This window comes from Lachnoclostridium sp. An14 (assembly GCF_002160755.1).
Classification (GTDB): Bacteria; Bacillota; Clostridia; order Lachnospirales; family Lachnospiraceae; genus Lachnoclostridium_A.
On the sequence record NZ_NFLE01000005.1, the window covers coordinates 121,503 to 147,021 of the forward strand.

Consider the following 25,519-nt stretch of genomic DNA (forward strand, 5'->3'; position numbering starts at 1 on the left):
TCGTTTGTCTTCGTCTGGCCGGTCAGGCATTTTTCTGGGAAAACGTCCGATCCAGCTTTTTAAACATTCTGCGCAGCACCAGCACGGCGGCGATGGCCAGGATGACCTCCGCGGTAGTCTGGGCGTAGGCCAGTCCGTAGAGGGGGAAGATGGCGTTTAAAATGCAGAGCGCCGGGATCTCCAGCACGATCTTGCGGAGAACGGCAAAGAGGAAGGACTCCCGTCCCATTCCCACTGCCTGGAACACGCCCACAGCCAGGAAGTCGGTGCACAGGAAGGGCAGGGCCAGGCAGAATCCGCGAAGGAACCGGGTGCCGTAGGCGATGATTTCCTCATTTTCCATAAACAGCCGGATCAGGGTGCCCGCCTCCAGGCTGTAGAACACGGACATAAACACCATGAAGGAGATGATCACCCTGGCGGCGAAAAACAGGGTCTTTTTCATCCGCTTGATGTTGCCGGAGGCGTAGTTGTAGCTGATGAGGGGCATGATTCCCTGGGCCAGGCCCTGGGAGATGTACATGGGGATCATGCTCAGCTTCTGGGTGATGCCCATGGCAGCCACGGCGTTGGCCCCGTAGACAGCGGTAAAGTTGTTTAAAATGGTCATGCCGGTGACGTTTAACAGGTTCTGGATGGCGGCAGGGATACCCACTCCGCACACCCCTAACACCACGTCCCGCTGGAGGCGGAACATCTTCGGGTTGATGCAGACGTAAGTCTTTCCCCGGCGGACGAACAGCAGCACGAAGAAGTAGAGGCAGGCCACGCAGTTGGAAATGCAGGTGGCAAAGCCGGCTCCTGCCGCGCCCATATGAAAGCCCCAGGGCAGGATGAAAATGGGGTCCAGCACAATGTTTAACAGACAGCCGCTCATGGTGCCCACGCTGGCGTGGAGGGCGCTGCCCTCGGAGCGGACCATGTAGGCCATCACCACGTTTAAGATGGCGGGGGTGGCGCCCAGGCAGGTGGTCCATTTCAAATATCCCGTGGTGGCTTCTGCCGTCTCCGGCGTGGCTCCCAACAGGGTGAGCAGGGGAGAGAGGAACAGGGTGCACAGCAGGGAAAACAGCAGTCCGGCGGCCACGGAGCAGTAGAAACCGAAGGCGGAGCTGCGGTAAACGGTGTTGTAGTCCTTTCGCCCCAGGGCGCGGCTCATCATACTGGAGCTGCCCACGCCGAACAGGTTGTTCACGGCGTTGAAGGCTAGGAGCACCGGCGCCGCCAGGGTGACGGCGGCGTTTTCGATGGGGTTGTTTAACATTCCCACGAAGTAGGTGTCCGCCAGGTTGTAGAGCACCATCACCAGAGAGCTTAAAATGGTGGGAACGGCCAGCTTTGCCACCGCGGTGGGGATGGGGGCCTGTTCAAACAGTATGGTCTTACTTTGGTCTTGCATATGAATCTTTCCGTCCTTTCCGAAGGCCGCAAGGAGGCCTGTGAAACTAAAATTAACACTATTATAGCACTAAAAGGGGAAATGTGTACAGATGGGAAGAATTTTCCCGGAACGGCCGCCGCTTAGGGCCAATGGAAAGATCTGGGGAAGACAAAAAAGAAGGCCGGGCCTTTAATCCCGCCGGTTCTGAATGACCGGGAAAAAGAGAAAGAAAGCTCCCGCCGTCACACCGGCCTGATTTACCGCCGGAAATCAGGCGGCAAATCAGGCCGGAAACGGCGGGAGCTTCCATTTTTACGCGGTTTCCTCCAGGAATTTTTTCATATAGGCATCCTGGAGCAGCTTTACCAGCTCCGGAGCCTTTCCGCCCACCGGCTGGCCGTTTAAGGAACCGGCCCGGCGGCAGAGCTGGGTGGCGCTGGACACCAGGATCTCGTCTGCCTCCATGAGCTGTTTCATGGTAAAGGGCGTCTCATCCACAGGGATGCCATGGGCCTTGCAGATGTCGATCATGTGCTTTCTGGTGATTCCGGGCAGAATCAGATGGTCCGTGGGATGGGTGATGAATACGCCGTCCTTGAAAATGCTGATGTTGCTGTGGGCGCACTCCGTCACCACCTCGCCCCGGTGGAACACGCACTCGTCACAGCCCAGCTCCTCGGCCTTTTCCGCCGCCATACAGTTGATCATCAGGTTCAGGGTCTTGATGTTGCAGTGGAAGAACCGGGTGTCCTCCATGTCCGTGAGCTTTAAAAGCTGATCCTGAGGTTTCACCTTCATGGGCTTGATGGTCACCCACAGGTTCGCCTTCACGTCCCCTTTGGGGAAAATGTGGTTTCTGGGGGCGGTGCCGCGGGTCACCTGCCAGTAGAGCATCTGCTCCGGCGCGTCCACCTTTAGCACCAGCTCCTTTAAAAGCTGGCCCAGCTCCTCCTTCGTGTAGGGGATCTGGATGCGCACCAGCCCGGCGCTGTTGTAGAGCCGGTCCAGGTGGTCCTGGAGGGCAAAAATATGGTGGTTGTTCACCATCGTCGCCTCGTAAACGCCGTCGCCAAAGTAGCAGACGCGGTCGTTCATGGGAATCATCATCTCGTCGATGAGGGAAATCCTTCCGTTGTAATAAGCCAAGTTTTCCATCTTATTCAAATCTGCCTTTCATTTTGATTTCGCCTTTCCAGAGGGCTGTTTTTCCTTTCGCGAACAGGCCGTCGATGGCCAGCCCGTCTCCCAGCACCAGAAGATCCGCGTCCGCGCCCTCGCGGACACAGCCCTTTACGCCTTCCTTTCCCAGCACCGCGGCGGGGGTGGAGGTCAGTAACTTCAGGGCCTCCTCTAAGGGGATTCCCCGTTTTGCCAGGCTCTGAATGGTCTTGTGCAGGTACTTGGGGGAGGCGTAGGTCAGGCCGACGCAGTTCCCGTTTTCATCAAACCGGGGCTGGCTGCCGTAGGCGTCGCTGGACAGGGTCATATGGTCCGCGAAAACGCCGTCCCGGCCAAGAAGGTCCGCGATCTGCCCGGCGGCCGTCTCGCAGCTCTCCTCGTCGCAGCCGGCGGTGCAGTCCATATATCCTCCCATACGGATCAGCCGCACGCCGTCCTCCATCAGCTCCGGAGTCCGCAGCATATGGGTGGGAAGGAAATTCTTCACCGGCACGTCGGAGTGCTCCAGGGCGTAGAAAATGGGATCCAGCCGCCCGTTTCCGCTGCCCATGTGGATGGTCACCAGGCCGGGGGTGCCGCTTAAAAGGCCGGCCCGGCGGGCAGCGGTGCCCAGGGCGATCAGATCCTCTCCCGTGGGATTGGAGCTGCGGTGGTCGGAGGCGGCCACCTTCACCCCGATCATAGGCGGGATCATCACAATGTCCTTTTCCACGCTACCGGTGATGGTGGTGGGCGGGTAGCAGTAGGCGCTGGTGAGGGCGTAGGCGGTGATGCCTTCCTCCGTCAGGGCCCGCGCCTTCGCCACCAGGTTTTCCAGGCTTCTGGTGATGCCGTCCGTGCCCAGCAGGCCCACCACCGTGGCGATGCCGTTGGTGGTGAAGGTGGTCAGCTGGGATTCGGGAACTCTGGAGGCCGGCCCCTGCTCGCCGCCACCTCCCGTGATGTGGACGTGGAGGTCAATGTAGGCGGGAGCCAGGATATTTCCCTCCAGATCGAAGGTTTCCACCCCATCCAGGCCCTCATAGCCCTGGATGGAGTCCCGGATCATGAGAATTTTCTCCCCCGCGATGAGGAGATCCTTTTTTCCCATGGGCGCCGGGCTGTAAACCTGTGCGTTTTTCAGCAGTTTAATCATCATATGTCAACTCCTTATTTCTCGTCCTCAAGCCTGGCGATGCCGAACCCGGTGAATCCCCAGATGATGGCGAAGATAAATCCAGTATAGCACAGAATGGCCCAGGGCAGGTAGTCCAAAGTCTGGACGCCCAGGGTGGCGGTCATGTAGGCGCCTGCGGCGGACCAGGGAACCAGAGGCACGAATACAGTTCCGGCGTCCTCCAGGGTACGGGACAGATTTTTTGCCGCCAGCCCGCGGGCTTTGTAGGCGTCACGGAACATTTCACCGGGAATCAGGATGGACAGGTAGGAGTTTCCGGTGGTCAGGGCCATAACGATACAGGAGGCCACGGTGGCGGTGATCAGGGCGCCGGTGCTCTTTGCCACGCTTAAGATCTTCTCCAGCACCACATCCAGACAACCGGCCCGGCTCATGATTCCGGCGAAACAGAAGGCGCAGAATACCAGCAGGGTGGTGCTCATAATGCCGTTCATGCCGCCCCGGTTTAACAGCTGGGTAATCTCCGAGGAGCAGGAGGCGGGATCAAAGCCCGGACGGGTGATCATGCTCACGTTAAATCCGCTGACCGTGGCGGACAGCACGTCCTTTAAAGCCACGCCCTGGAACAGCACGCCCTCCACACCGGCTACTACGGTGGACAGCAGCATGACCGGGATGGTGGGTTTCTGCAGCAGAGATCCGGCCAGCACGATGATAATGGGCAGCACCAGCAGGAAATTCCAGTGGAACATGGTATCCAGCTGGTTTAGCATCACAGACACCGTCTCCGAGGTGGAGTAGACGGAGGTATCCGCCCGCAGGCCCACGAAGGCGTAAACCACCAGGGAAAGGATAGTTGCCGGAACGGTGGTGTAAAACATATGGAAAATGTGCTCGTAGAGCTGGCTGCCGGCGGCGATGGGAGCCAGGTTGGTGGTGTCCGACAGAGGGGAAATCTTATCGCCGAAATAGGAACCGGCGATGACAGCCCCGGCAGTGGCCGGCAGGGAAACGCCCAGGGTGCTGGCAATTCCCATAAGGGCTACGCCCATGGTAGCCACGGAGCCCCAGGAGGTTCCCGTAACCACGGATACCACAGCGGTGATCAGAAAGGACGTCACCAGCATAAACTTCGGGTTGACGATCTGCACGCCGTAGTAGATCATAATGGGAATGGTGCCGGCGGCCATCCAGGTGCCCACCATGGCGCCTACGGTGACGAGAATCAGGATGGACGGCATTCCCTTGGCGATCTTGGCGGAAATCTCCTCCATCATTTCATCCCAGGTGACGCCCACGTTGTGCGCCACAAAGGCGGCCACGCAGGCCACCAGGATCAGCAGCGGCTCCGTGCTGTAGCCCATGACGCCCTTGCCGATGGTCAGGATGACCAGCATGGCGAGAATGGGGATGACGGCTTCCAGAAATGTGGGTTTTCTTTTGGCCCTTGGTGTGTTCTTTGGTGTGTTACTCATAGAAATCCTCCTTTATTTGGGTTTCTTCCCCCGTTGGGTAGTCAGGACGGCGTTCTCACGGCGGTGAAGGTTTTTGTATCCCAGGGAGGCAAATCCCTGTGGCATAAAGAACACGCCGGTGGACAGGAGTGCACACCCTTGTCCACCGGCGTTAAAAATGTCCTATTGTCTGTAAGAAAACGCAAACCGGTTTTTTCCGCAAAAAAAGGGCCTGTAGCCTGTGCCCCAACTGAACGGAAACCGCCGTTCCTGCTCCCTATAGTATAGCGTATCTGGATTTTGAATGCAATAAAAATCCGGCAGAAATTGCGGAACCGTTGCCGGAATTTCTGCCGGAAAAACTCGTTTCTTCCTAATTAAAGGAACTTCTTTTTCTGGTTTTTCTGGAAATGCTTCTGTGAAACATCCATGAAAGAATCCGTAAATTTTCCGGAGGTTCCAGGCATCCGTAAATGCGTAAAGGGCCGGAAACCTCTCGAATTCTGCCTACTGCAGCAGGAATACCTCCACGTTCCGGGTGCCGTACTGTCTCGTCTCCCCGTGGGTGTCAAAGAAAATGTCGATGTGATTTCCCTTGACGCCGCCGCCCCGGTCCTCCGCGGTGTAGACGGTGCCGTTGATCATCACCCGGCTGCCGTAAGGGATTACCCGCGGGTCCACGGCGATGGTGTGTCCGGCAGTGGCGATGGCCCCGGTGGAGGTGTGCCGTCCCCAGCCCTCAGAACAGCTGTAGCAGGGGCAGTAGGCGGTGGTGTAGAACACGCCCAGGGAGCGGAGGGAGGCCGCGGAGGAGGCAGTCACTGTGCCCTGGGATTTCTCCAGGAGCAGGGAGTTGGGGAGCTTGGAGCCGTTGGCATAGGCCTCCGCCAGGTAGCTGCCGTCGGGAAGGGAGGACAGGGCGGCGTTTACGGAGAATCCGTAATTTCCGGTGCCGATGCCCTGGGTTTCCAGATGGCTGTAGTAGTCGTCCGCGTCCTCGCTCACTTCCCGGATCACGGAGCCGTCGGCGCTGTTTTTGATCACCACGGTCACGTCCACGTCTGCCTGGGGATTCTCGCTGTCCCAGGCCCAGCCGGAAATGGTGTCCCCGGACACCCCGTCCAGGTGGCCGGTGTAGCTGGCGGCGAAGGCCGTCGTGGAGAAGATTCCCAGATTTAAAACAAAGGCCGCGGCAATTATTAACAGGAATTTATGTTTCATAATACATACCTCACTTTTTCGTAAACAATGTAACAAAAATGTAATATTTTTACGCACAAGGGTATATTTTACACCGTTTTTTTCTTTTGTCAAGGGTAAATTGGCCGAAAGTGGGGGAATGAGGCCGGAAGAAAGGGGAAAAAGGCTGGGTTTCGCGCCGGTTTCCGCTAAAAACCGGCTGCGGTGGAGGACGGTTGCGAAGGCAGAAAATGGGCTGCCGGCACAGCCGCCGTTTGGCACGCATTTTAGGAATAAAAGCGTGAGCGCAGCAGTGTACGCCCGCGCCGGAGCGCGGCCGCATTGGCAGCCATCTTCCTGTGGACGGAGCGCGTGTCCCGCCAGAGTTTTTTCGCCATGAGGAACGCGGTTTCCCACTATGGCAAAAAAACGACGGGAGAGCGGTCTCCCATCGTTTTCATTCGTAAAAAGGAACTTATTCTATAACTGCGTATACTTCCTGAGAGCGCATTCCGTGCTCCAAGGCTTCTTCATGGGAACCGTAAAAAATGTCGATCCAGTTGCCCTTTACGGAGCTGCCCATATCCTCCACGGTGTAGACGGTGCCGTCGATCCACAGTTTCGTACCAATGGGATATTGGTTTAAATCGGCGGAGATGGTGTGCTTCGCGGTGGGAACGGTGCCGGAGTAGGTCAGGGCGTGGCCGCCGGAACATTTTTCGCAGTTGCAATAGCCGGTGGTGGTGAAAACTCCCAGGAGCTCGCCTTTTTCAGGCTCCGCGTCCTCGGCGGGATTCTCCTCCTCAGCTGCCTGTTCCATCTGGACACCGGGTCCGGTGACATCGTCGGAGCGCTCCGCGGCAAAGGCCGGGAAGGAGAAACAGGCTGCCATGGCTGCCGTGACGGCCGCCAACCGCGCGTATCGGTGCAGGTTGTTCATAAAGTACCTCGCAATTCTTTATTATTAGATTGTTACAATTTTGTAACAGCTCAGTCATGTCGGGCGTTCGCCCTATAGAACCATAGGGCAAAAAACTGCTCCGTGAACAAGTTCCCACGCAGCCTTTTGCCCTATGGTTCTGCATGACTAAACTGTTACAAGTGTTAGAACCTGTTTCCATTATATTACAAAAATATTAAATGTCAAGAAAATGCTTGCATTTTGCCCCACTCTCTGGCATACTGGGAACAGATTTAGGAAAGTGAGGTGTCAGAATGATTATTACTTCTTGCAGAATGTTTCAGTAATGAAAACAGACAGCGTCTGCGGCGGGGAACTTGTATCCGCAGGTGGGCTGTGCCTATGCAGGAAGGAAATCATTCAGATACCGGAACAGGCGAAAGTCTGGTTTAAGCGGAGGAATGAGAGCGTTCCGGCCGCTTTTTTTGTGTCATAAGAAACTGCGTTCCTTATGGCACAAAAGTTTCCGGCGGTGCCTGCTCCGGACGGGGCAGTACCGGGCGGAGACAGGAACCGGCTGGTTTTCGCGGCGGGATTCCGGCGCGGGAATGAAAGGATTTCCATCCGGCGGCATGGCGGCTTGAGGGGCGGTTTCCGGCAGCCGCGGGGAAATGGAGGTTTCATATGTCATTGATTGACGTGACCGGACTTACGTTTTCTTACGAGGGGAGTCCGGATGTGATTTTTGATCATGCCAGCTTTCAGGTGGATACAGACTGGAAACTGGGGCTGATCGGCAGGAACGGAAAGGGAAAGACCACATTTTTAAACCTGCTCATGGGAAAGTACGAGTATGAGGGACGGATCTCGGCCTCTGTGGAATTTGAATATTTTCCCTGTCCCGTGGCGGACGAGAGCCTGGACACCATCGACCTGGCCTATCTCATCCAGCCGGACTGTGAGCTGTGGCGGTTTAAGAAGGAGCTGGCGGGGCTGGAGCTGGGGGAGGAGATTTTATACCGCCCCTTCGCCACCCTGTCAAACGGGGAGCAGACTAAGGCGCTTTTGGCCCTGCTTTTTTCCAGGGAAAACGGGTTCCTTCTCATCGACGAGCCCACCAACCACCTGGATATGAACGCCAGAGCGGCGGTGGCCCGGTATCTAAACGGAAAAAAGGGCTTTATCCTGGTGTCCCACGACCGGGCGTTTATGGATGCCTGCGTGGATCATGTGCTGGTGCTAAACCGCGCTACCATTCAGGTGCAGCGGGGGAATTTTTCCTCCTGGCAGGAAAATAAGGAGAAACAGGACGGTTTCGAGCTGCGGAAAAATGAAAAACTGAAAAAGGAAATCGGCCGCCTCGCCGTGGCCGCCAGACAGGCGGGGAACTGGGCGGACGACGTGGAGTCCACTAAGATCGGCAAAAAGTCGGCGGTGTACGCCACCCAGAGTGTGGGCCGGGCCTACGTGGGGGAAAAATCCCGGAAAATGCAGATGCGCCGCAAGAGCCTGGAGAAACGGCGGGAGCGGGATCTGGAGGAAAAACGGGGCCTTTTAAAGGATGTGGAGACGGCGGAGGAGGTGAAACTCTTTCCTCTGACGTACCGCAAGGAAACCCTAGTCTCCGTTTCAGGCCTGTCTCTGGCCTACGGGGAGAGAACGGTCTGCTCCGGCGTCACCTTCCAGGTAAAAAACGGGGCGAGGATGGCCCTCTGCGGCAAAAACGGCTGCGGAAAGAGCAGCGTGTTAAAGACCATTCTGGCCGCCTGCGAAACTAGGGACGGCGGTTTGGGGACGGTTTCCGGCGCCGCCAGGATCCTGGAGGGGCAGGTGGAGACGGGCAGCGGCCTGATTATCTCCTACGTTCCCCAGAACGCCTCCTTTCTGCGGGGCTCCTTAAGGGAGTTTGCCAGGGAGAGGGGGATTGAGGAGAGCCTGTTAAAGGCCCTTCTGCGGAAACTGGATTTTTCCAGGGAGCAATTTGAAAAGGATATGGCGGACTACAGCGCCGGGCAGAAAAAGAAGGTGCTTTTAGCCGGGAGCCTTTGCAGCCAGGCCCACCTCTATCTGTGGGACGAGCCTTTAAACTACATCGACGTCTTCTCCCGCCAGCAGATCGAGGATCTGATTTTAAACTTTTCCCCCACCCTGCTTTTGGTGGAGCACGACCGTGCCTTTTTGGAGCGCGTTGGAGCGGAATTTACAGAAATCGGTTTGCAATAAGCGGGAAGTGTGGTATAATAACGAGGAAAGCGTGGATCGTGCTTGCACGAATCCACGTTTGACGAGAAACTCCATCGAGACGAAAGTCGAGATGGTATAATAACGAGGAAAATATGGATCATGCTTGCATGAATCCATATTTGACGAGAAACCCCATCGAGACGCAAGTCGAGATGGTATAATAACGAGGAAAGCATGGATCGTGCTTGCACGAATCCACGTTTGACGAGAAACCCCATCGAGACGCAGTCGAGATGGTGTAATAACGAGGAAAATATGGATCGTGCCTGGCACGAACATTTCAGAAAAGAGGCGAGCTGCCAATGGCAATCCTAACTCCCGGCGAACTGGCGCCGGATTTTGAACTTCCCGACCAGGACGGAAAGATGGTCCGTCTGTCTGAGTTTCGGGGCCGCAGAGTGGTGGTGTATTTCTATCCGAAGGACAACACCCCCGGCTGCACGAGAGAGGCCTGCGCCTTCGGCGCGGCTCATCCCCATTTTGAGAGCCTGGGCATCCCGGTGCTTGGAATCAGCAAGGACAGCCAGGCGTCCCACAGACGGTTTGCGGACAAGCACAGCCTGCCGTTTACCCTGCTTTCCGATCCGGAGCTTACGGCTATCCAGGCCTTCGGCGTCTGGCAGGAGAAGAAACTGTACGGCAAGGTGTCCATGGGAGTGGTGCGTTCCACCTTTTTGATCGGCAGCGACGGAAAGGTAGAGCAGGTTTGGCCCAAGGCGAAACCGGATACCAACGCCCAGGAGATCCTGGACTATCTCCAGAAGATGGAGTGACGGCCTGCGAAGGGCAGGCTGCTGACATGGATGAAAAGGAATCCTGCGGTCCCCGGCGGAGGGGCAAATCAAGAATCGAAATTCCTTGATGCACTACACTCATCACCGCCCTTTCGGCGGCCGGTTCTGTGGGACTATTTTCATAATTTCCTTTTTACAACCTAATGGCAATTAGAATTGTAGCGGATGAGGCTTTTCTGCGGGAGTGATGCTCGCGGGAAGGCCTCATTCCGTGTATTTGGCCCTGGGGAGTGGATAGAGAGGGCGGACGGATGGAACCCGCCTCCGCGGGGAGGCACACTCCGCGGGGAGGCATATGGCTGTTGACGCAGCCGCGCCCCGGCGCCATTGAGCGCCAAGGGCACACTTTTTATTTATTAAAGTTTTTAATAAAAGATTTATGAAAAATAAATAAGCCGATAAACTTTCCTGCGAGAATGATAAAAAAATAACGAAGAAAGCCAAAGAAATTACGAAAATATGAAAAAAAGGAAAGAAAAAGCCGGAACGGGGAGAAATATTGTTTTTTCTGGAAAACAAGGCTGTAATTTTTTTAACAGGATTTCCGGGAAATGATTGGGAAAAATGGTGAACTGCAGGCGGCTCTCCTATTAATATACTGTATACAATATAAAAAAAGCGTTTGAGAATCAAAGGAAAATATGATATACTAACCACGATGGCAAGATCAGGCTTTACCTTAGCATAATGGTTCTGGGTTAAGGTAAAGCCTGCGGTACGTTAATTGCCGAAAGATAAGAAAAGAAAGAGGGTTAGTTAAATGGGATTGGCTACATTTAAAGGCGGCGTTCACCCCTACGAGGGAAAAGAACTGTCGGAGAGCAAGCCGGTACAGGTGCTGATGCCCAAGGGAGAGCTGGTATTCCCCCTGTCCCAGCACATCGGCGCGCCCGCGAATCCTTTGGTGAAGAAGGGTGACCAGGTGCTTGCAGGCCAGATCATCGCGGAGGCAGGCGGTTTCATTTCCGCGAACGTGGTGTGTTCCGTGTCCGGTACGGTGAAGGCCGTAGAGCCGAGGAGAGTGGCGAACGGAGCCATGGTGAATTCCATCGTCGTGGAAAATGACGGCGAGTACAAGACCGTGGAGGGCGTCGGCGAGGACCGTGATTATACGGCGCTTTCCAAGGAGGAGATCCGGAAGATCGTAAAGGACGCCGGCATCGTGGGTCTGGGCGGAGCAGGTTTCCCCACTCACGTAAAGCTGACGCCGAAGGACGACGCGAAGATCGACTACGTGATCGTGAACGGGGCAGAGTGTGAGCCCTATCTGACCAGCGACTACCGGCTGATGATCGAGGAGCCGGAGAAACTGGTGGGCGGCTTAAAGGTGATCCTGCGCCTGTTTGAGAACGCCAAAGGTGTGATCGGCATTGAGAACAACAAGCCGGAGGCGATCAAAAAGCTGACGGAGTTAGTAAAGGACGAGCCGAAGATTTCCGTTTGTCCGCTGCTGACCAAGTACCCCCAGGGAGGCGAGCGTTCCCTGATCTACGCCGTGACCGGCAGGAAGGTAAATTCCTCCATGCTTCCGGCGGACGCGGGCTGCATCGTGGACAATGTGGATACTGTTATTTCTATATATAATGCGGTCTGCAAATCCACCCCGCTTATGAGAAAGATCATCACCGTGACCGGCGACGCCATCGCCGAGCCCCAGAACTTCAACGTGAAACTGGGCACCAACTACGAGGAGCTGATCGAGGCAGCCGGCGGCTTTAAGACCGAGCCGGAGAAGGTGATCAACGGCGGCCCCATGATGGGACAGGCCATGTTTGATTTCCACGCTCCCGTGATGAAGAATTCCTCCGCCCTTACCTGCATGAGCAAGGACGAGGTGGCGGCCAACGAGCCCACTCCCTGCATCCGCTGCGGACGCTGCGTGGACGTTTGCCCCAGCAACATCGTTCCGGTGCTGATGATGAGAGCGGCGGTGAACAACGACGCCGAGTCCTTTGAGAAATTAAACGGCATGGAGTGTGTGGAGTGCGGCAGCTGTGCGTTCATCTGTCCGGCGAAACGTCCGCTCACCCAGGCGTTCAAGGAAATGAGAAAAGTGGTTGCGGCTAACCGCAGGAAGAAATAGGAGGCGGAAGACAATGAATAATATGTTGCACGTATCGTCATCCCCTCATGTCCGGGATAAGGTGACGACAAAGAACCTCATGTTTGACGTGGTGATCGCGTTGATTCCTGCGACGGTATGGGGCGTTTATCAGTTTGGACTTTATGCGCTGGCAGTGGTGGTTGCTACCATAGCGGCCTGTGTGCTCAGCGAGTACGTTTGGGAAAAGGGAATGGGAAAGCCTATCACCATCGCTGACGGCAGCGCCGTGGTGACCGGTATCATCCTGGCCCTCAATATGCCTCCGGAGATCCCGATCTGGATGCCTATGTTAGGCGGCGTGTTTGCCATTATTGTGGTAAAGCAGCTGTTCGGCGGACTGGGACAGAACTTCATGAACCCGGCTCTGGCGGCCAGATGTTTCCTGCTGATCTCCTTCGCGGGAAATATGAACAATTTCTCCTCCGCGAAGCTGGGCTTTGACAGCGTGTCCGGAGCGACCCCCCTCGCGGCGATGAGAGCCGGCAGCCAGGTGGATCTGGCGGCCATGGTTGTGGGTAAGATCCCCGGAACCATCGGTGAGGTTTCCGTGATCGCCCTGTTAATCGGCGCTATCTACATGATCGTGAGAAAGGTCATCAGCCCCAGGATCCCCTTAATCTACATCGGGACCGTGGCGGTGTTCGTATTTATTTTTGGCGGTTTTGACGTTACTTATACGGTGAACCAGATCTGTGCCGGCGGTCTGATCTTCGGCGCGTTCTTCATGGCCACCGACTACGTGACCAGCCCCATCACCAAGAAGGGGCAGGTGGTGTTTGGCATCCTTTTGGGCCTGTTAACCGGTATCTTCCGTCTGTGGGGCGGTTCTCCGGAGGGCGTGTCCTACGCCATCATTTTAAGCAACCTCTGTATGCCGATGATTGAGAAGATGACACTTCCCAAGGCATTTGGAAAGGAGGGCAAAAAAGCATGAACATGAAGGGAATTGTAAAAGACGCGATCATGCTGTTTGTGATCACCCTGGTGGCCGGCGCGCTGTTGGGCGCTGTCCATGAGATCACTTTGGAGCCCATCGCGAAGGCACAGCAGGAGGCGGCAAACGCCACCTACCGGGAGGTATTTCCCGACGCCACGAATTTCGTGACGACAGACGCTCTGACGGCGGCTGTGGAGAGCAGCGCCGATACCATCGCGGCCCAGGGCTTTGGCTCTGTATCTGTGGATGGTGCCATGGAGGCTCAGGACGCCTCCGGAAACGTGATCGGCTACATGATCACCGCCAGCTCCGCTGAGGGCTACGGCGGCACTGTGCAGATCTCCGTAGGCGTTACCAGCGACGGCGCTCTCACCGGCGTGGGATTCCTGACCCTGTCTGAGACCCCTGGCCTTGGTATGAAGGCCCAGGAGCCGGAGTTTAAGAATCAGTTTCCGGGCAAGAGCATCGCGGATGTGTTTGAGGTGACCAAGACCACCGCGTCCGCGGACAACCAGGTGCAGGCCATCAGCGGCGCGACCATCACGTCCAGCGCTGTGACCGGCGCGTTAAACGCTGCGGCTTACTTTGTAAACAACTGCATTGCCGAGTAGGAGGTGGAGAGATAGATGAACAAGTATACAGAACGTATTTATAACGGTATCTGGAAGGAGAACCCGATCTTCGTTCAGATGCTGGGCCTCTGTCCCACCCTGGCGGTAACGACCTCCGCCATCAACGGACTGGGCATGGGACTTTCCACTACCGCGGTTTTGGTGGCGGCAAACTTAATCATCGCCGCCCTCAGAAAGGTCATTCCCGACCGTCTCCGCCTGCCGGGGGAGATCGTGGTCGTGGCATCCATGGTTACCATCGTGGATATGCTGATGGAGGGCTTTGTGCCGTCCTTATACAGCGCTCTGGGAATCTACATTCCCCTGATCGTTGTAAACTGTATCATTCTTGGCCGTGCCGAGGCGTATGCCATGAAGAACGGCCCCATCGTTTCCGCCTTTGACGGAATCGGAATGGGCCTGGGATTCACCGTTGCCCTGGTACTGATCGGCGGTTTCCGTGAGATTCTGGGCGCGGGCAGCATTTTCGGCATCACCATTATGCCGGCCTCCTACACCCCGATCTCCATTTTCATCCTGGCTCCGGGAGCGTTCTTCGTGCTGGCTATGCTGACTGCCCTGCAGAACAAGCTGAAAGCGCCCTGCGCGACCAACGTGAAGAAGAAAAAGAAATCCAGCGGCTGTAACGGCGACTGCTTAAGCTGTGCCGGACATGACCAGGCAAAGGCCGAGTAAGGAAAGAGGAGGGGAAATAGATGGTAGAGTTACTCATTATCGCGATAAGCTCCGCGCTTGTCAGCAACGTCGTACTGAGCCAGTTCCTTGGAATCTGTTCCTTCGTCGGCGTTTCCAAGAAGGTCAGCACCTCCGCAGGAATGGGCGGTGCGGTTATCTTCGTTATCACGATCGCGTCCATCGTGGCCAGCCTCATTTATGAGTTCGTGCTGGAGCCCTTGGGCCTGGATTGGCTGAACACCATTGTATTCATCCTGGTGATCGCCGCCCTGGTGCAGATCGTGGAGATGTTCTTAAAGAAGTGCATGGTGTCCCTGTACAACGCCCTGGGCGTGTACCTGCCCCTGATCACCACCAACTGCGCCGTGCTGGGCGTTGCGTTAAACAACGTAAAGTATGAGTACAGCTTTCTTCAGAGCGTGGTAAACGGCGTGGGTACGGCTCTCGGCTACACCATTGCCATCGTGCTGTTAGCGGGTATCCGTGAGCACATCGAGGGGAACGACATTCCGCACAACTTCCAGGGATCTCCCATCGTACTGGTAACCGCGGGATTGATGGCAATCGCATTTTTCGGATTTTCCGGATTACTGTAAGGGGAGGAGACGAAAATGAATATTATGGCAATCGTTATCGCTGCCGCCGTAGTGGCCGCGGTCGGAATCGTAGTTGGTTTCGGCCTGGGGATCTTCGGCGAGGCGTTTAAGGTAGAAGTAGACGAGAAGGAAATGGCAGTCCGCGAGGAGCTGCCGGGAAACAACTGCGGCGGCTGCGGTTTCGCGGGCTGTGACGCTCTGGCAAAGGCCATCGCCGCAGGCGAGGCTCCTGTAAACGCCTGTCCCGTAGGCGGCGCTCCCGTAGCGGAGAAGATCGCGGCCATCATGGGCGTGGACGCGGCGGCCGGCGTGAAGAAGGTGGCCTTTGTAAAATGTAAGGGCACCTGTGACAAGGCGAAAAATCAGTATCAGTACTCCGGCATTGAGGACTGCCGCAAGGCGATGGTAACGCCCGGCGCCGGTCCGAAGGCCTGCTCCTACGGCTGTATGGGCTTTGGCTCCTGCGTGAAGGCCTGCCAGTTCGGCGCCATCGAGGTGATCGACGGCATCGCTGTGGTGGACAAGGAGAAATGTGTGGCCTGCGGCGCCTGTGTGGCTGCCTGCCCGAAGAATCTGATTGAGCTGGTACCCTACGACGCGAAGCATCTGGTACAGTGTTCTTCCCATGACAAGGGCAAGGATGTGAAGGCAAAATGCGAGGTTGGCTGCATCGGCTGTACGCTGTGCACGAAACAGTGCGAATTCGACGCCATTCACATGGACAACAACGTGGCGGTCATCGACTACGAGAAGTGCACCAACTGCGGCAAATGCGCAGAAAAGTGCCCGGTGAAGGTGATCCAGTAAGGAAAATAGGTGAGAGGGAACTCCGGGAGGGGTTCCCTTTTTTTGTGTCATAGGAAACTGCGTTCCCTATGACACAAAAGCCTCCGGCGGGAGGCGCACTCCGCGCAGAGGAATATGGCTGCTGACGCAGCCGCGCTCCGGCGCGAGTGTACGCCAAGCGCACACTTTTTTACAGTGGAGAAAGCTGGGGATGTGGCGTAGAGAACTGGGGGAGCTATGACGCGGAGGACTCCGGCGGGAGGCACACTCCGCGCAAGGGAAACTGGCTGCCGCGTGCTGCGAAAATGTCAGAAAGAATTAAGGGGAGAGTAAGGACGGAAACGCCCGGGCCTGCTACAATAAAAGAAATGGAGCGTATTGGCAGAACAGTCAGAGAAAGGAGAGGAAACGGGATGAAAAAACAGTGGCTGATCTTGATGGCAGTGTTGTGGATGGCGGGATGCCAGGCGGCGGAAGGGCCTGTGACGGATCGGACGTCGGCCGCGGCGGAGACAGAGGAGGAAATGCAGGGAGAAACAGCCCCGGCTGCGCCGCCGGAGGAGCGGGAGATCACGGCGGAGGCGAAGGCCTGCTGCGGGACTTATTTTCAGGCGGGAAATTATGAGCGGCAGCTGGAGGTGCTGCCGGGAGAACGGCTGCATCGGAACCGTCTGATGGTGATGTTAAAGGAAGTGGAAAATGGGGATTGGCAGAGTGCGATCCTGGACACCTATACGCTGGACTATGATCCGGGAACACCCGTCTATACAATGGAGGGCCAAGACGGTGCCGGATCAGAGCTGAAGGTCACATTTCTGGAAAACGGAGCGATTCAGGCGGAGCTCATCCAGGCGGGAGAGGACGGAGCGTTGGATGCCGGGCAGGTGAACGGCACCTATTATCCCACGGACAGCCTGTTTTGTCCGGAGCTCCTTACCAGACTGGTCAATGCCGCGGACACCAATGGGCTGACAAAGGCGGAGCTGAAAATTTTGCGGAACCAGTATTACGCGATTCTGGGCAGAGGCTTTGATTCGCCGGAGCTGTCGGCGTATTTTGAGCAGCAGCCCTGGTATCGGAAAACCGTATCCCCGGAGGACTTCTCTGAGGAGCGGCTGTCCGGCCTGTTTCGGAGGAATATTGCTTTTCTCAAGGAACAGGAGGACATGAAGGAGGATGAGGACGCAGCCGCCTATAAAGAGACCTGGGAAGGCCTGCCGGAGACCCCCTATCAGAGCCTGCTGCCGGATTCCGGGGAGATCTGGGTCACCTTTTCGGCGGATGCGGAACGGGCAGAGGATCGGGGAATCTATTATGAAGTCCCAGGGGAGATTGCCCTGCCGGTGACCATGACCGGGGAGGAATATGAGCAGGTGATGGAGCAGGGAAAAACCGTCATTTTGACTCTGGACGCTCTGAACGGCAAACAAGCGGTGGCAGCCCGTTCCGACAACCCGAATTACGGGGACTGTATGCTGACGGCCTTAGAGGAAGGGGAGGCGGGAAACGGAGAGCCGGATTATTATTTTTTATCCTATGAACTGGATAAGGGCAGCTACAGCCTTTGGCATAACAGCGCCGATACCTTATTCTGCCCGGTCTATAAGGGGCCGGTCTGCGTTCTGAAGGGAGCGGAGGAGGAATATGGCAATTATTTCACCATGGATGGCAACCGTTCCGCCCAGGTGCCGGGAGTTTTTCGGAGAATCCGCTATGAGGCTGAGGACGCGGGCAATACCAGCGATTATTCCGGCAATAAACCGGTGTTTGACGAGAAGGGGTATCTCAAGGCCCTGTACTATTTTGGGGATTAGGCGGAAATCCATCGAAAGGACGGCGGCGAATGGTCATAGCGGTGGCAGAACGGCCGCAGAATGAACCACGAAAGAACGGGCCATAAAAATGTTTGCAGTTGGCGCGGAATTTTGGTTGACAATTCCATAGTATTTTGGTAGGATTATGGAAGTTAATTAAAACTAACTACAATCAACTCCGATGAACGGAAATCAATCAAAGGGACGACGGAGGAAGGAACCATTGACTTATATACTGATTAATCCGGTGGTGGACCGGATGTATGCCGGGGAGGAACTGGCCGCTTTTCTGGAGCGCCACCGGCTCTGCCGGGTATTCTGTGAGACGGACTGGGGCGCCGTCGTCCGGGAGAAGTACCGCCGGCTGGCGGAGAGCGGCGGCGGTACAGTGGCGGATGTGCGCTGTCCGGAGGTGGAGCGGCGGCTAAAAAGAGGCGCTGCTCACTCAGAATGCTGGGCGGCCTGTCCGGAATCCATGGGAACGGCGGGAGAACGGGAGGAGAGCTGCTGGAGGGAACGGCCGCGGGAGTGCCGGGAAATGTCCGTCTCCCTGGCGGGGCTGGCGGAAGACGGCCGGGAAATGTCTGTCTCCCTGGCGGGGCGGACGAAGGACGGCCCGGAGCCGTCCGGCAGCCTGGCGGGGCTGGCAAAAGACGGCTGGGAACCATCCGCCTCCCTGGCGGGGCTGGCAGAAGACGGCCGGGAACCGTCCGCCTCCCTGGCGGGGCGGACGAAAGACGGCCCGGAGCCGTCCGGCAGCCTGGCCGTACCTGCCATTGAGCCCATTCTTCTTCACTGTGCCAGGGAGATCGCCGGACGGCCGGAGCTTTGGGGAGAGAAGAAGATCATCACCACCCCCTGCCAGGCTCTGGCGGACGCCGGGAATGAGCTGGGGCTTTCGGATACGGAGTTTATCCCCTGGAACCGGCTGCTGGAGCGGCTGGAACCGTCCCGCGGGCCGGGAAACGGCAATCGCCTGAAGGCCGGGACGCTGGAGGAGAGCCCGATTCCGCCGGGATTTTTCTCCTCCCTGGGAGAGGTGGATTCTGTGACCGGGCCGGACGCGGTGGAGCGGTATCTGGGCCGGGAGTGTTGGAAGGGAGTGAAGCTTGTGGAGCTGTTATACTGTGACGGCGGCTGTCACAACGGGGACGGGGTGACAGGGCTGTGAGCCGGCTGAAACGGTTTCTGCCGCCGCTGGCAGGGATTTTGCTGATTCTGGCGGTGTGGTACGGGATCTGCCGCATGGAGCTGTTCAGCGCCTACGTACTGCCGCCGCCGGGAAAGGTGCTGGACAGTTTCCGGAAAATGTGGCTGTCCGGGGAGATCTTTGAGGATGTGGCCATCAGCATGGCCCGGGTGTTCCGCGGCTTTTTCATCGCCTTTGTCCTGGCGTTTATACTGGGGATGGCGCGGGCGGTGCTGCCGGCGGCGGGGCCGTACTTTGAGTATCTGGTGCAGTTTTTCCGGAATGTGCCCCCTTTAAGCATGATTCCCCTGCTGATCCTCTGGTGCGGCATCGGGGAGACCACAAAGACGGTGATCATCGTGCTGGCCTCCTTTTTTCCCATGTATTTAAACATCGTAAAAGGGTTTACGGGCTGTGACCGGAAACTCATGGAGGTGGGGGATATGTTTGGCTACGGGCGTGGGGAGAAATTTCTGAAAATCGTTCTGCCCTACGCGTCGGCGGACATCCTGGTGGGAATGCGCATCGGGCTGGGCTACAGCTGGCGGGCCATCATCGGGGCGGAGATGGTGGCGGCATCCACGGGGCTGGGCCACATGATCCTGTTTGCCCAGCAGATGTCCCGGACGGACAAGGTGATCGTGGGCATCCTGGTGATCGGCGCCGTGGGCTATGTCACGGACCGGCTGTTTGGGCTGGCCATCAGCAGACTGTTGAAAGGAACGTATGAAAATGGGTGGGATTGAGATCAGGGGGCTGTGTAAGTCCTACGAGGTGGAGGGGCGAAAGCTGCCGGTTCTCACCGGAATCGACCTGCGCATCCCGGAGAAACGGATCACGGTGGTGCTGGGGCGGAGCGGCTGCGGGAAGACCACGCTGCTGCGCTTAACCGGCGGCCTGGAGCAGGCGGATGCCGGGGAAATCCGGTTTGCCGGTTCCCACCGGACGGCCTTCGTGTTTCAGGAGCCCAGGCTCATGCCCTGGCTGGACGTGAGGAAAAATATCCTGTTCGGCCTGCGGGGCAGAGAGCGGAGAGAGAGCGGGGAGCGGGTGGAGGAAATCCTCCGGGTAGTGGGCCTGGAGCGGTTTGAGAAGGCCTATCCCTCCCAGCTCTCCGGAGGAATGATGCAGCGGGTGGCCCTGGCCCGCGCCCTGGCTTACCGGCCGTCCTTTATTATGATGGACGAGCCCTTCGCGGCGCTGGATCATTTCACCAGAGAACAGATGCAGAAGGAGCTTCTGCGGGTGCAGCAGGCGGAGAACTGCAGCATTCTCTTTGTCACCCACAGCATCGACGAGGCCCTGCTTTTGGGGCACAAAATCGTGATCATCGAAAAGGGCCGGGTGAAAAAGGAGTACGGGATCGGAGAGGCGGGCGAGGAGAGAAACCTGCTGGAGGATCGTTTTATCGGGCTGAAACGGGACATCATCCGTCATTTGGAGGAGGAAAGCGGCAGCGCCGTTTCCATAGATGAACAAGAAGGAACAAGAGACAGACTAGGAGGATTTTTATGATGAAAAGACGTGTATTTGCATTGCTGACGGCTGTCAGCGTGGGAGCGGCGGCCCTGGCGGGCTGCGCGGGCCAGAAAGAGGAGACCACTACCGCGGCCGCGGAGAGCGCCCAGGAGACAACGGCGGGAGAGGCTGACGGGGCTGCGGAGAGCTCTGGCCTGGAGAAACTGGTAGTTACCTATGTGACCTCCCCCTTAAACGTGCCCAGCATCGTGGAAAAGAGCCAGGGCATTTTCGCGGACGCCTTCGCGGATCTGGGAATCCAGGTGGAGTACGCGGAGATCACCTCCGGGGCGGATCAGACCCAGGCCCTGGCCTCCGGGGATGTACAGGTGCTCTACGCTGTGGGCGCCAGCTCCGTGATTCTCTCCGCCGCCAACGGGGCGGACATCAAGGTCACCAATATGTACAGCCGTTCCCCCAAGGCGTTCTGCCTGTACACCAAGGACGACAGCCTGACCACGCCGGAGAGCCTGGCGGGAAAGACCATCGCAGGACCGGTGGGAACGAACCTGCACGAGCTGCTGGCGGCTTATCTGGCTACGGCGGATATGACCGTTGACGACGTAAATTATGTGAATATGTCCATTCCCGACGCCATGGCCGGACTGGAGGGTGGCAGCCTGGACGTGGCCATGCTGGCGGGAGCCACCGCTTACCAGGCGGAGCAGCTGGGCTATCATCTGGTGACTGACGGGGACGGCCTCATCGACGCCGGCATCGCCGTAGCGGTGACGGGAGCCTTCTACGAGAAACACCCGGAGATCATGGAGCGGCTGGAGGCGGCCCAGCAGGCCATCGCCGGTTTTATGGAGAACAACCACGAGGAGACGGTGGAGCTGGTGGCAGCGGAGCTGGATCTGGACGGGGAGGCCGTGGAGAGTATGTACGGCGCCTATGATTTCAGCCTGGAAGTGACGGACGCGGACCGGGCCGGTTTCCAGAAAACGGCGGATTTCATGCTGGAGGCCGGAATGATTGAAAACGAGCTGGATGTGAATTCCCTGTTTGTGAGCGCGGAATAAATAAAAGAAGGGATATGGGGAGGGCCTGAGGCGGCCTGCCGGAGAAACGGCGGGCGGCGGGCCCTCTCTTTTCCTTTTATATGGAATGCTGCTTAAGGGGGAAAGCTGGCGCGGGCCGGTTTTTCCTATGCTTTTACATTTTCCGCCGTCTGTGCTATGATAGGGGGCAGGAAAGGGAGGAGACATCCATGAAAATCATCGACGCGCATCTGCATTTTTGCCCGGGAGAGCCGGGATATTTTGAGGAGATCGCCCTGGCGGCGGGCCATGAAAATACGGAAAGCCATCTGCGGAAGGAGTACGCCAGGCTGGGGATCGCCGGGGGCGTGGTGATGGGAAACGGCGTGCTTTCCCTGAAGGAGCACGAAAAGTACCCGGAATACCTGCGCTACTGCATCGGCTTGGACAGCTTCTACCTCCAGGAGAGCGGCGGCCGGGTCACGGCTGAGGCCTGGGACCTGGTGGAGCGCCATTTGCAGCGGGAAACCTGCGCTGGCATCAAGCTGTACCCCGGCTACAATCCCTACTATATTACAGATCCCATGTACGGGCCGTGTTACGAGCTGGCGGCGGCCTACGGGAAACCGGTGGCTGTCCACATGGGAGAGACGGCCGGGACCGGGGCGGTGTTGAAGTACAGCCACCCCCTGACCATGGACGAGGCGGCAGCCGCCCATCCCAGGGTGCAGTTTGTGATGTGCCATTTCGGGAATCCCTGGCTCCAGGATGCCGCCTGTGTGGTGCGGAAAAATGAGAACGTGCGCGCCGACCTCTCCGGCCTTCTGGAGGGACGGATCGTGATGGAGGATTTTTTCCGGGAGCAGGGCGGCTACATTTCCTATCTGGACACCTGGCTGCGGTATATGGGAGACTACGGAAAGCTGATGTTCGGTACGGACTGGCCCCTGGCGAATCTGGAGGACTATATTGAATTTACAAAACGGATCATCCCGGAGCGCTGGTGGGAGGCGGTGTTTTCAGGAAACGCGGCGGAGGTGTACGGGTTTTAACGCCGAAAAAGGGGCAGAAAACGGGAAAGCCCTGGAAATGGAATCGTCATTTCTCCGGGAAACCTGAAAAATCCCGGGAAATTCCTGAAAAATTTCCCAAAAAAGACTTGCCAACGGGGGTTGCCTGTGCTATGGTATATAGCAGTTGTTTTCCAAAAGGGAAGGCAACCTCTCTGGAGAGTCTCCGTGTGAGCGCCGAAGGTGTAAGGCAGGAAGGAAAAAGAACCTGCTGTATCTCTCAGGCAAAAGGACAGGGCAGTGTAAACTTTCTCAGAGAGCTGATATGTACATATCAGCTTTTTTGTTTTACAGAAAACGTAATTTCTGATAAAACAGAGGTCTCTGGCGGTTATGTGCTCCGGTGCACATTTTTTTGTGCTCGGAATGTGCGCGCCGAGGAAACTGATGTGCACAATCGGCGGACAATCTATGTGAGATCAGGAGGAAGAACGAGTATGGAAACTATCAGTCAAATTGTCAGTCAGGCCAGTGATGTGTTGTGGAATGTGATCCTCATTATCCTGCTGTGCGGGACGGGGATCTATTTCACCATCCGGCTCCGGTTTATCCAGGTGCGGAAGTTCGGGGAAGGCTGTAAGCTGGTCTTTGGACATATGCGTCTCAAGGGCGAAAAGGGAGAGGCAGGAGAGATGACCCCCTTCCAGTCTGTAGCCACGGCCATCGCGGCTCAGGTGGGTACGGGAAACTTAACCGGTGCGGCCACCGCTCTCATCAGCGGCGGTCCGGGAGCTATTTTCTGGATGTGGATGAGCGCGTTTTTTGGAATGTCCACCATCTACGCCGAGGCCACTCTGGCTCAGGAGTATAAGACCGTGGAGCACGGAGAGGTGACCGGCGGACCGGTATACTACATCCGGGCGGCATTTACAGGGAAATTCGGAAGATTCCTGGCGGGCTGTTTCGCGGTGTTCATCGTGCTGGCCCTGGGCTTTATGGGAAACATGGTGCAGTCCAACTCCATCGGGGCGGCATTCTCAGAGGTGTTTACTTCCAGAGGCGTTGAGGTGAAACCCATTTACATCGGCGTGATCCTGGCAGTGGTGTGTGCCTTCATTTTCCTGGGCGGCGTAAACCGTCTGGCGGCAGTGGTGGAAAAGATTGTGCCTTTTATGGCGGGTATCTATATTGTGGGCAGCCTGGCCCTGATTTTCTTACATATCACCCAGGTGCCGGCGGCCATCAAAATGATCGTGGTAGGGGCCTTTGATCCCCAGGCGTTAGGCGGGGCGGCCATCGGAATCACCGTGCGGGAGGCCATCCGGTTCGGCGTGGCCAGAGGCCTGTTTTCCAACGAGGCCGGCATGGGCTCCACCCCCCACGCCCACGCCAGAGCGAAGGCGAAGAACCCTCACGAGCAGGGTCTGGCGGCCATGGTCAGCGTGTTTGTGGATACCTTCATCATTTTGAATCTGACCGTATTTTCCATTTTGACCACGGGAGTCCTGGATTCCGGAAAAACGGGAACGGCCCTGACCCAGGCGGCCTTTGCCACCAGTTTCCCGGGATTCGGAGATGTGTTCGTGGCGGTCTGCCTGCTGTTTTTCGCCTTTTCCACCATTTTGGGCTGGCATTTCTTCGGCCTGGTGAATATGAAGTATCTGTTCGGGGAAAAGGCGGGAGTGGTGTACTCCCTGCTGGTGGTGGCCTTCGTGATGGTGGGCTCCACCCTGAAGGTGGATCTGGTGTGGACCCTGTCCGATTTCTTTAACGGACTGATGGTCATCCCCAACGCCATCGCCCTCTGGGCATTGAGCGGCGTGGTGGTAAAAATCTGCAAAAAGTTCCAGAATTAAATTGGAAATATATTCCATACCCTTTTTCAGACATTGACTCTATAATAAGGATACCAGGATAACATGGCAGGAGTCTTTTGCGGGCTTGCCCGCGGAAGGATGTCTGCCCCTGGTGCCCGCAAGGGGACAAAAGTTCTTTTGACCCCTTCGTCTAATAAGAGTAGAATGGCGGACTGCCGCAGGTCCGCGACTGGGAAGGGGAATCATCAATGAAAACTTACATTATTACAGACCAGCTTGTTGACGCTTACGTGCTTTGGATGAGGGAAAATGAGAAAAGCAGGAGTACCATACAGAAATACTGCCATTATGTGCGGCAGTTTCAGGAGTACGCAGGCGGGCGGGCCATCCACAAGGGGATGGTGATGGACTGGAAGGAGGAGCTGAAAACGGAGCTGGCGCCCATGACTGTAAACGGGGCGCTGGCGGCTCTCAACAGTTTTTTCCGCTTTGCAACATGGGATTCCTGCACAGTGAGATTGATCAGGATCAGCCGGTCGGTATTCTGTCCGGAGCAGAAGGAACTGTCAAAGGAGGAGTACCGCCGGCTGATTCGCGTTGCCGGGGAAAAGGGGGACGAGAGGATGTGCCTGCTTTTGCAGACCTTATGTTCCACCGGCATCCGGGTTTCCGAGCTTCCCTTTATCACGGTGGAGGCGGTGGAGCGGCAGTGCGCCGAGGTGGACTGTAAGGGAAAGGTGAGGCGGATCTTCATGACGGCCCAGCTCTGCCGGATGCTGCGGGACTACGCCGCCAGGCGGAATATCCTGCGGGGAATCATCTTTGTCACCAGAAACGGAAATCCCATGGACCGAAGCAATATCTGGAGGGAAATGAAAAAACTGGCAATGCTGGCCGGGGTGGAAAAGAAGAAGGTGTTCCCTCACAATCTGCGCCACCTGTTCGCCAGAATGTATTACAGTCAGGAAAAAGATCTGCTGCGCCTTTCTGAAGTGCTGGGCCACAGCAGCATTGACACGACGAGGATTTATACGATGGAGAGCGGAAAAAGCCATCTCAGGCAGCTGGAACAGCTGGATTTGCTGGCGGAAGATACAACAGAATCGTTCTTCTGTTGTAAAACCCTTAACTGATTCTTCATCAGTGCCCCTATTATAGCACATTTTTTCCCGTATTCCTATATGTAATTTGCCGATAACCTGATTCTTTGCC

General features: G+C 56.8%; 21 protein-coding genes, 1 pseudogene and 1 riboswitch. Of the genes and pseudogenes, 16 read left to right on the forward strand and 6 right to left on the reverse strand.

The window, feature by feature from the left end; genetic code table 11:
* Positions 1-22: 22 nt before the first annotated feature.
* The 6 genes from B5E84_RS04785 to B5E84_RS04815 all read right to left on the reverse strand — a co-directional run bounded on the left by B5E84_RS04785 (position 23) and on the right by B5E84_RS04815 (position 7,250).
* Positions 23-1,399 (reverse strand): MATE family efflux transporter, encoded by a 1,377-nt coding sequence (locus tag B5E84_RS04785; protein WP_087219978.1) that lies wholly within the window; start codon positions 1,397-1,399, stop codon positions 23-25.
* 294 nt (positions 1,400-1,693) lie between these two features.
* Positions 1,694-2,536, reverse strand: a complete 843-nt coding sequence (locus tag B5E84_RS04795) for an aminotransferase class IV (RefSeq protein ID WP_087219988.1) — start codon at positions 2,534-2,536, stop codon at positions 1,694-1,696.
* A 1-nt stretch (position 2,537) separates the two neighbouring features.
* Positions 2,538-3,698 carry a beta-aspartyl-peptidase gene (iadA, locus tag B5E84_RS04800; protein WP_242963297.1) on the reverse strand — a complete coding sequence of 387 codons (1,161 nt, stop codon included), beginning with the start codon at positions 3,696-3,698 and terminating at the stop codon, positions 2,538-2,540.
* 11 nt (positions 3,699-3,709) lie between these two features.
* Positions 3,710-5,152 (reverse strand): Na+/H+ antiporter NhaC, encoded by a 1,443-nt coding sequence (gene nhaC / locus B5E84_RS04805; RefSeq protein ID WP_087219992.1) that lies wholly within the window; start codon positions 5,150-5,152, stop codon positions 3,710-3,712.
* Positions 5,153-5,638: 486 nt separating this feature from the next.
* Positions 5,639-6,352, reverse strand: coding sequence for a 3D domain-containing protein (locus B5E84_RS04810; protein ID WP_087219995.1), 714 nt, complete (start codon positions 6,350-6,352; stop codon positions 5,639-5,641).
* A 433-nt stretch (positions 6,353-6,785) separates the two neighbouring features.
* Positions 6,786-7,250, reverse strand: a complete 465-nt coding sequence (locus tag B5E84_RS04815; RefSeq protein WP_242963298.1) for a 3D domain-containing protein — start codon at positions 7,248-7,250, stop codon at positions 6,786-6,788.
* A 645-nt stretch (positions 7,251-7,895) separates the two neighbouring features.
* On the opposite strand from B5E84_RS04815, the gene abc-f reads away from it, so the two are divergent.
* The 16 genes and pseudogenes from abc-f (at position 7,896) to B5E84_RS04900 (ending at position 25,427) form a co-directional block, all read left to right on the forward strand.
* Entirely contained in the window at positions 7,896-9,434 is a 1,539-nt protein-coding gene (gene abc-f, locus B5E84_RS04825) for a ribosomal protection-like ABC-F family protein (RefSeq protein WP_087220000.1), read from the forward strand.
* A gap of 329 nt (positions 9,435-9,763) precedes the next feature.
* Positions 9,764-10,228, forward strand: a complete 465-nt coding sequence (bcp, locus tag B5E84_RS04830) for a thioredoxin-dependent thiol peroxidase (protein WP_162612806.1) — start codon at positions 9,764-9,766, stop codon at positions 10,226-10,228.
* A 781-nt stretch (positions 10,229-11,009) separates the two neighbouring features.
* Positions 11,010-12,332 (forward strand): electron transport complex subunit RsxC, encoded by a 1,323-nt coding sequence (gene rsxC, locus B5E84_RS04835; RefSeq protein WP_087220006.1) that lies wholly within the window; start codon positions 11,010-11,012, stop codon positions 12,330-12,332.
* A gap of 13 nt (positions 12,333-12,345) precedes the next feature.
* Complete coding sequence (locus B5E84_RS04840) at positions 12,346-13,287, forward strand: RnfABCDGE type electron transport complex subunit D (protein ID WP_087220008.1); 942 nt, start codon at positions 12,346-12,348, stop codon at positions 13,285-13,287.
* Positions 13,284-13,901: an RnfABCDGE type electron transport complex subunit G gene (locus B5E84_RS04845; protein ID WP_087220011.1), complete on the forward strand. Its 618-nt coding sequence runs from the start codon at positions 13,284-13,286 to the stop codon at positions 13,899-13,901. Before B5E84_RS04840 ends, B5E84_RS04845 begins: the two co-directional genes overlap by 4 nt.
* Before the next feature lie 15 nt (positions 13,902-13,916).
* Positions 13,917-14,597 carry an electron transport complex subunit RsxE gene (gene rsxE, locus B5E84_RS04850; RefSeq protein WP_087220014.1) on the forward strand — a complete coding sequence of 227 codons (681 nt, stop codon included), beginning with the start codon at positions 13,917-13,919 and terminating at the stop codon, positions 14,595-14,597.
* Between the two features lie 20 nt (positions 14,598-14,617).
* Positions 14,618-15,193, forward strand: coding sequence for an electron transport complex protein RnfA (locus B5E84_RS04855; protein WP_087220017.1), 576 nt, complete (start codon positions 14,618-14,620; stop codon positions 15,191-15,193).
* Positions 15,194-15,208: 15 nt separating this feature from the next.
* A complete protein-coding gene (locus tag B5E84_RS04860) occupies positions 15,209-16,000 on the forward strand; it encodes an RnfABCDGE type electron transport complex subunit B (RefSeq protein WP_087220020.1) in 792 nt (263 codons plus the stop codon).
* Positions 16,001-16,392: 392 nt separating this feature from the next.
* Entirely contained in the window at positions 16,393-17,793 is a 1,401-nt protein-coding gene (locus tag B5E84_RS04865; RefSeq protein WP_143469173.1) for a DUF4454 domain-containing protein, read from the forward strand.
* 223 nt (positions 17,794-18,016) lie between these two features.
* Positions 18,017-18,964, forward strand: coding sequence for a hypothetical protein (locus B5E84_RS04870; protein ID WP_087220026.1), 948 nt, complete (start codon positions 18,017-18,019; stop codon positions 18,962-18,964).
* Positions 18,961-19,728 carry an ABC transporter permease gene (locus B5E84_RS04875; RefSeq protein ID WP_087220029.1) on the forward strand — a complete coding sequence of 256 codons (768 nt, stop codon included), beginning with the start codon at positions 18,961-18,963 and terminating at the stop codon, positions 19,726-19,728. Before B5E84_RS04870 ends, B5E84_RS04875 begins: the two co-directional genes overlap by 4 nt.
* On the forward strand, positions 19,715-20,497 hold the full coding sequence (locus B5E84_RS04880) for an ABC transporter ATP-binding protein (protein WP_087220031.1): 783 nt from the start codon (positions 19,715-19,717) through the stop codon (positions 20,495-20,497). The genes B5E84_RS04875 and B5E84_RS04880 overlap by 14 nt, the downstream gene beginning before the upstream one ends.
* Positions 20,494-21,522, forward strand: coding sequence for an ABC transporter substrate-binding protein (locus B5E84_RS04885; protein WP_330374174.1), 1,029 nt, complete (start codon positions 20,494-20,496; stop codon positions 21,520-21,522). Before B5E84_RS04880 ends, B5E84_RS04885 begins: the two co-directional genes overlap by 4 nt.
* Before the next feature lie 188 nt (positions 21,523-21,710).
* Positions 21,711-22,532: an amidohydrolase family protein gene (locus B5E84_RS04890; RefSeq protein ID WP_087220034.1), complete on the forward strand. Its 822-nt coding sequence runs from the start codon at positions 21,711-21,713 to the stop codon at positions 22,530-22,532.
* 163 nt (positions 22,533-22,695) lie between these two features.
* Positions 22,696-22,796, forward strand: a riboswitch (glycine riboswitch).
* Positions 22,797-22,987: 191 nt separating this feature from the next.
* Entirely contained in the window at positions 22,988-24,346 is a 1,359-nt protein-coding gene (locus B5E84_RS04895; protein ID WP_087220037.1) for an alanine/glycine:cation symporter family protein, read from the forward strand.
* Between the two features lie 209 nt (positions 24,347-24,555).
* A pseudogene (locus B5E84_RS04900) lies at positions 24,556-25,427 on the forward strand (tyrosine-type recombinase/integrase).
* Positions 25,428-25,519 lie beyond the last annotated feature (92 nt).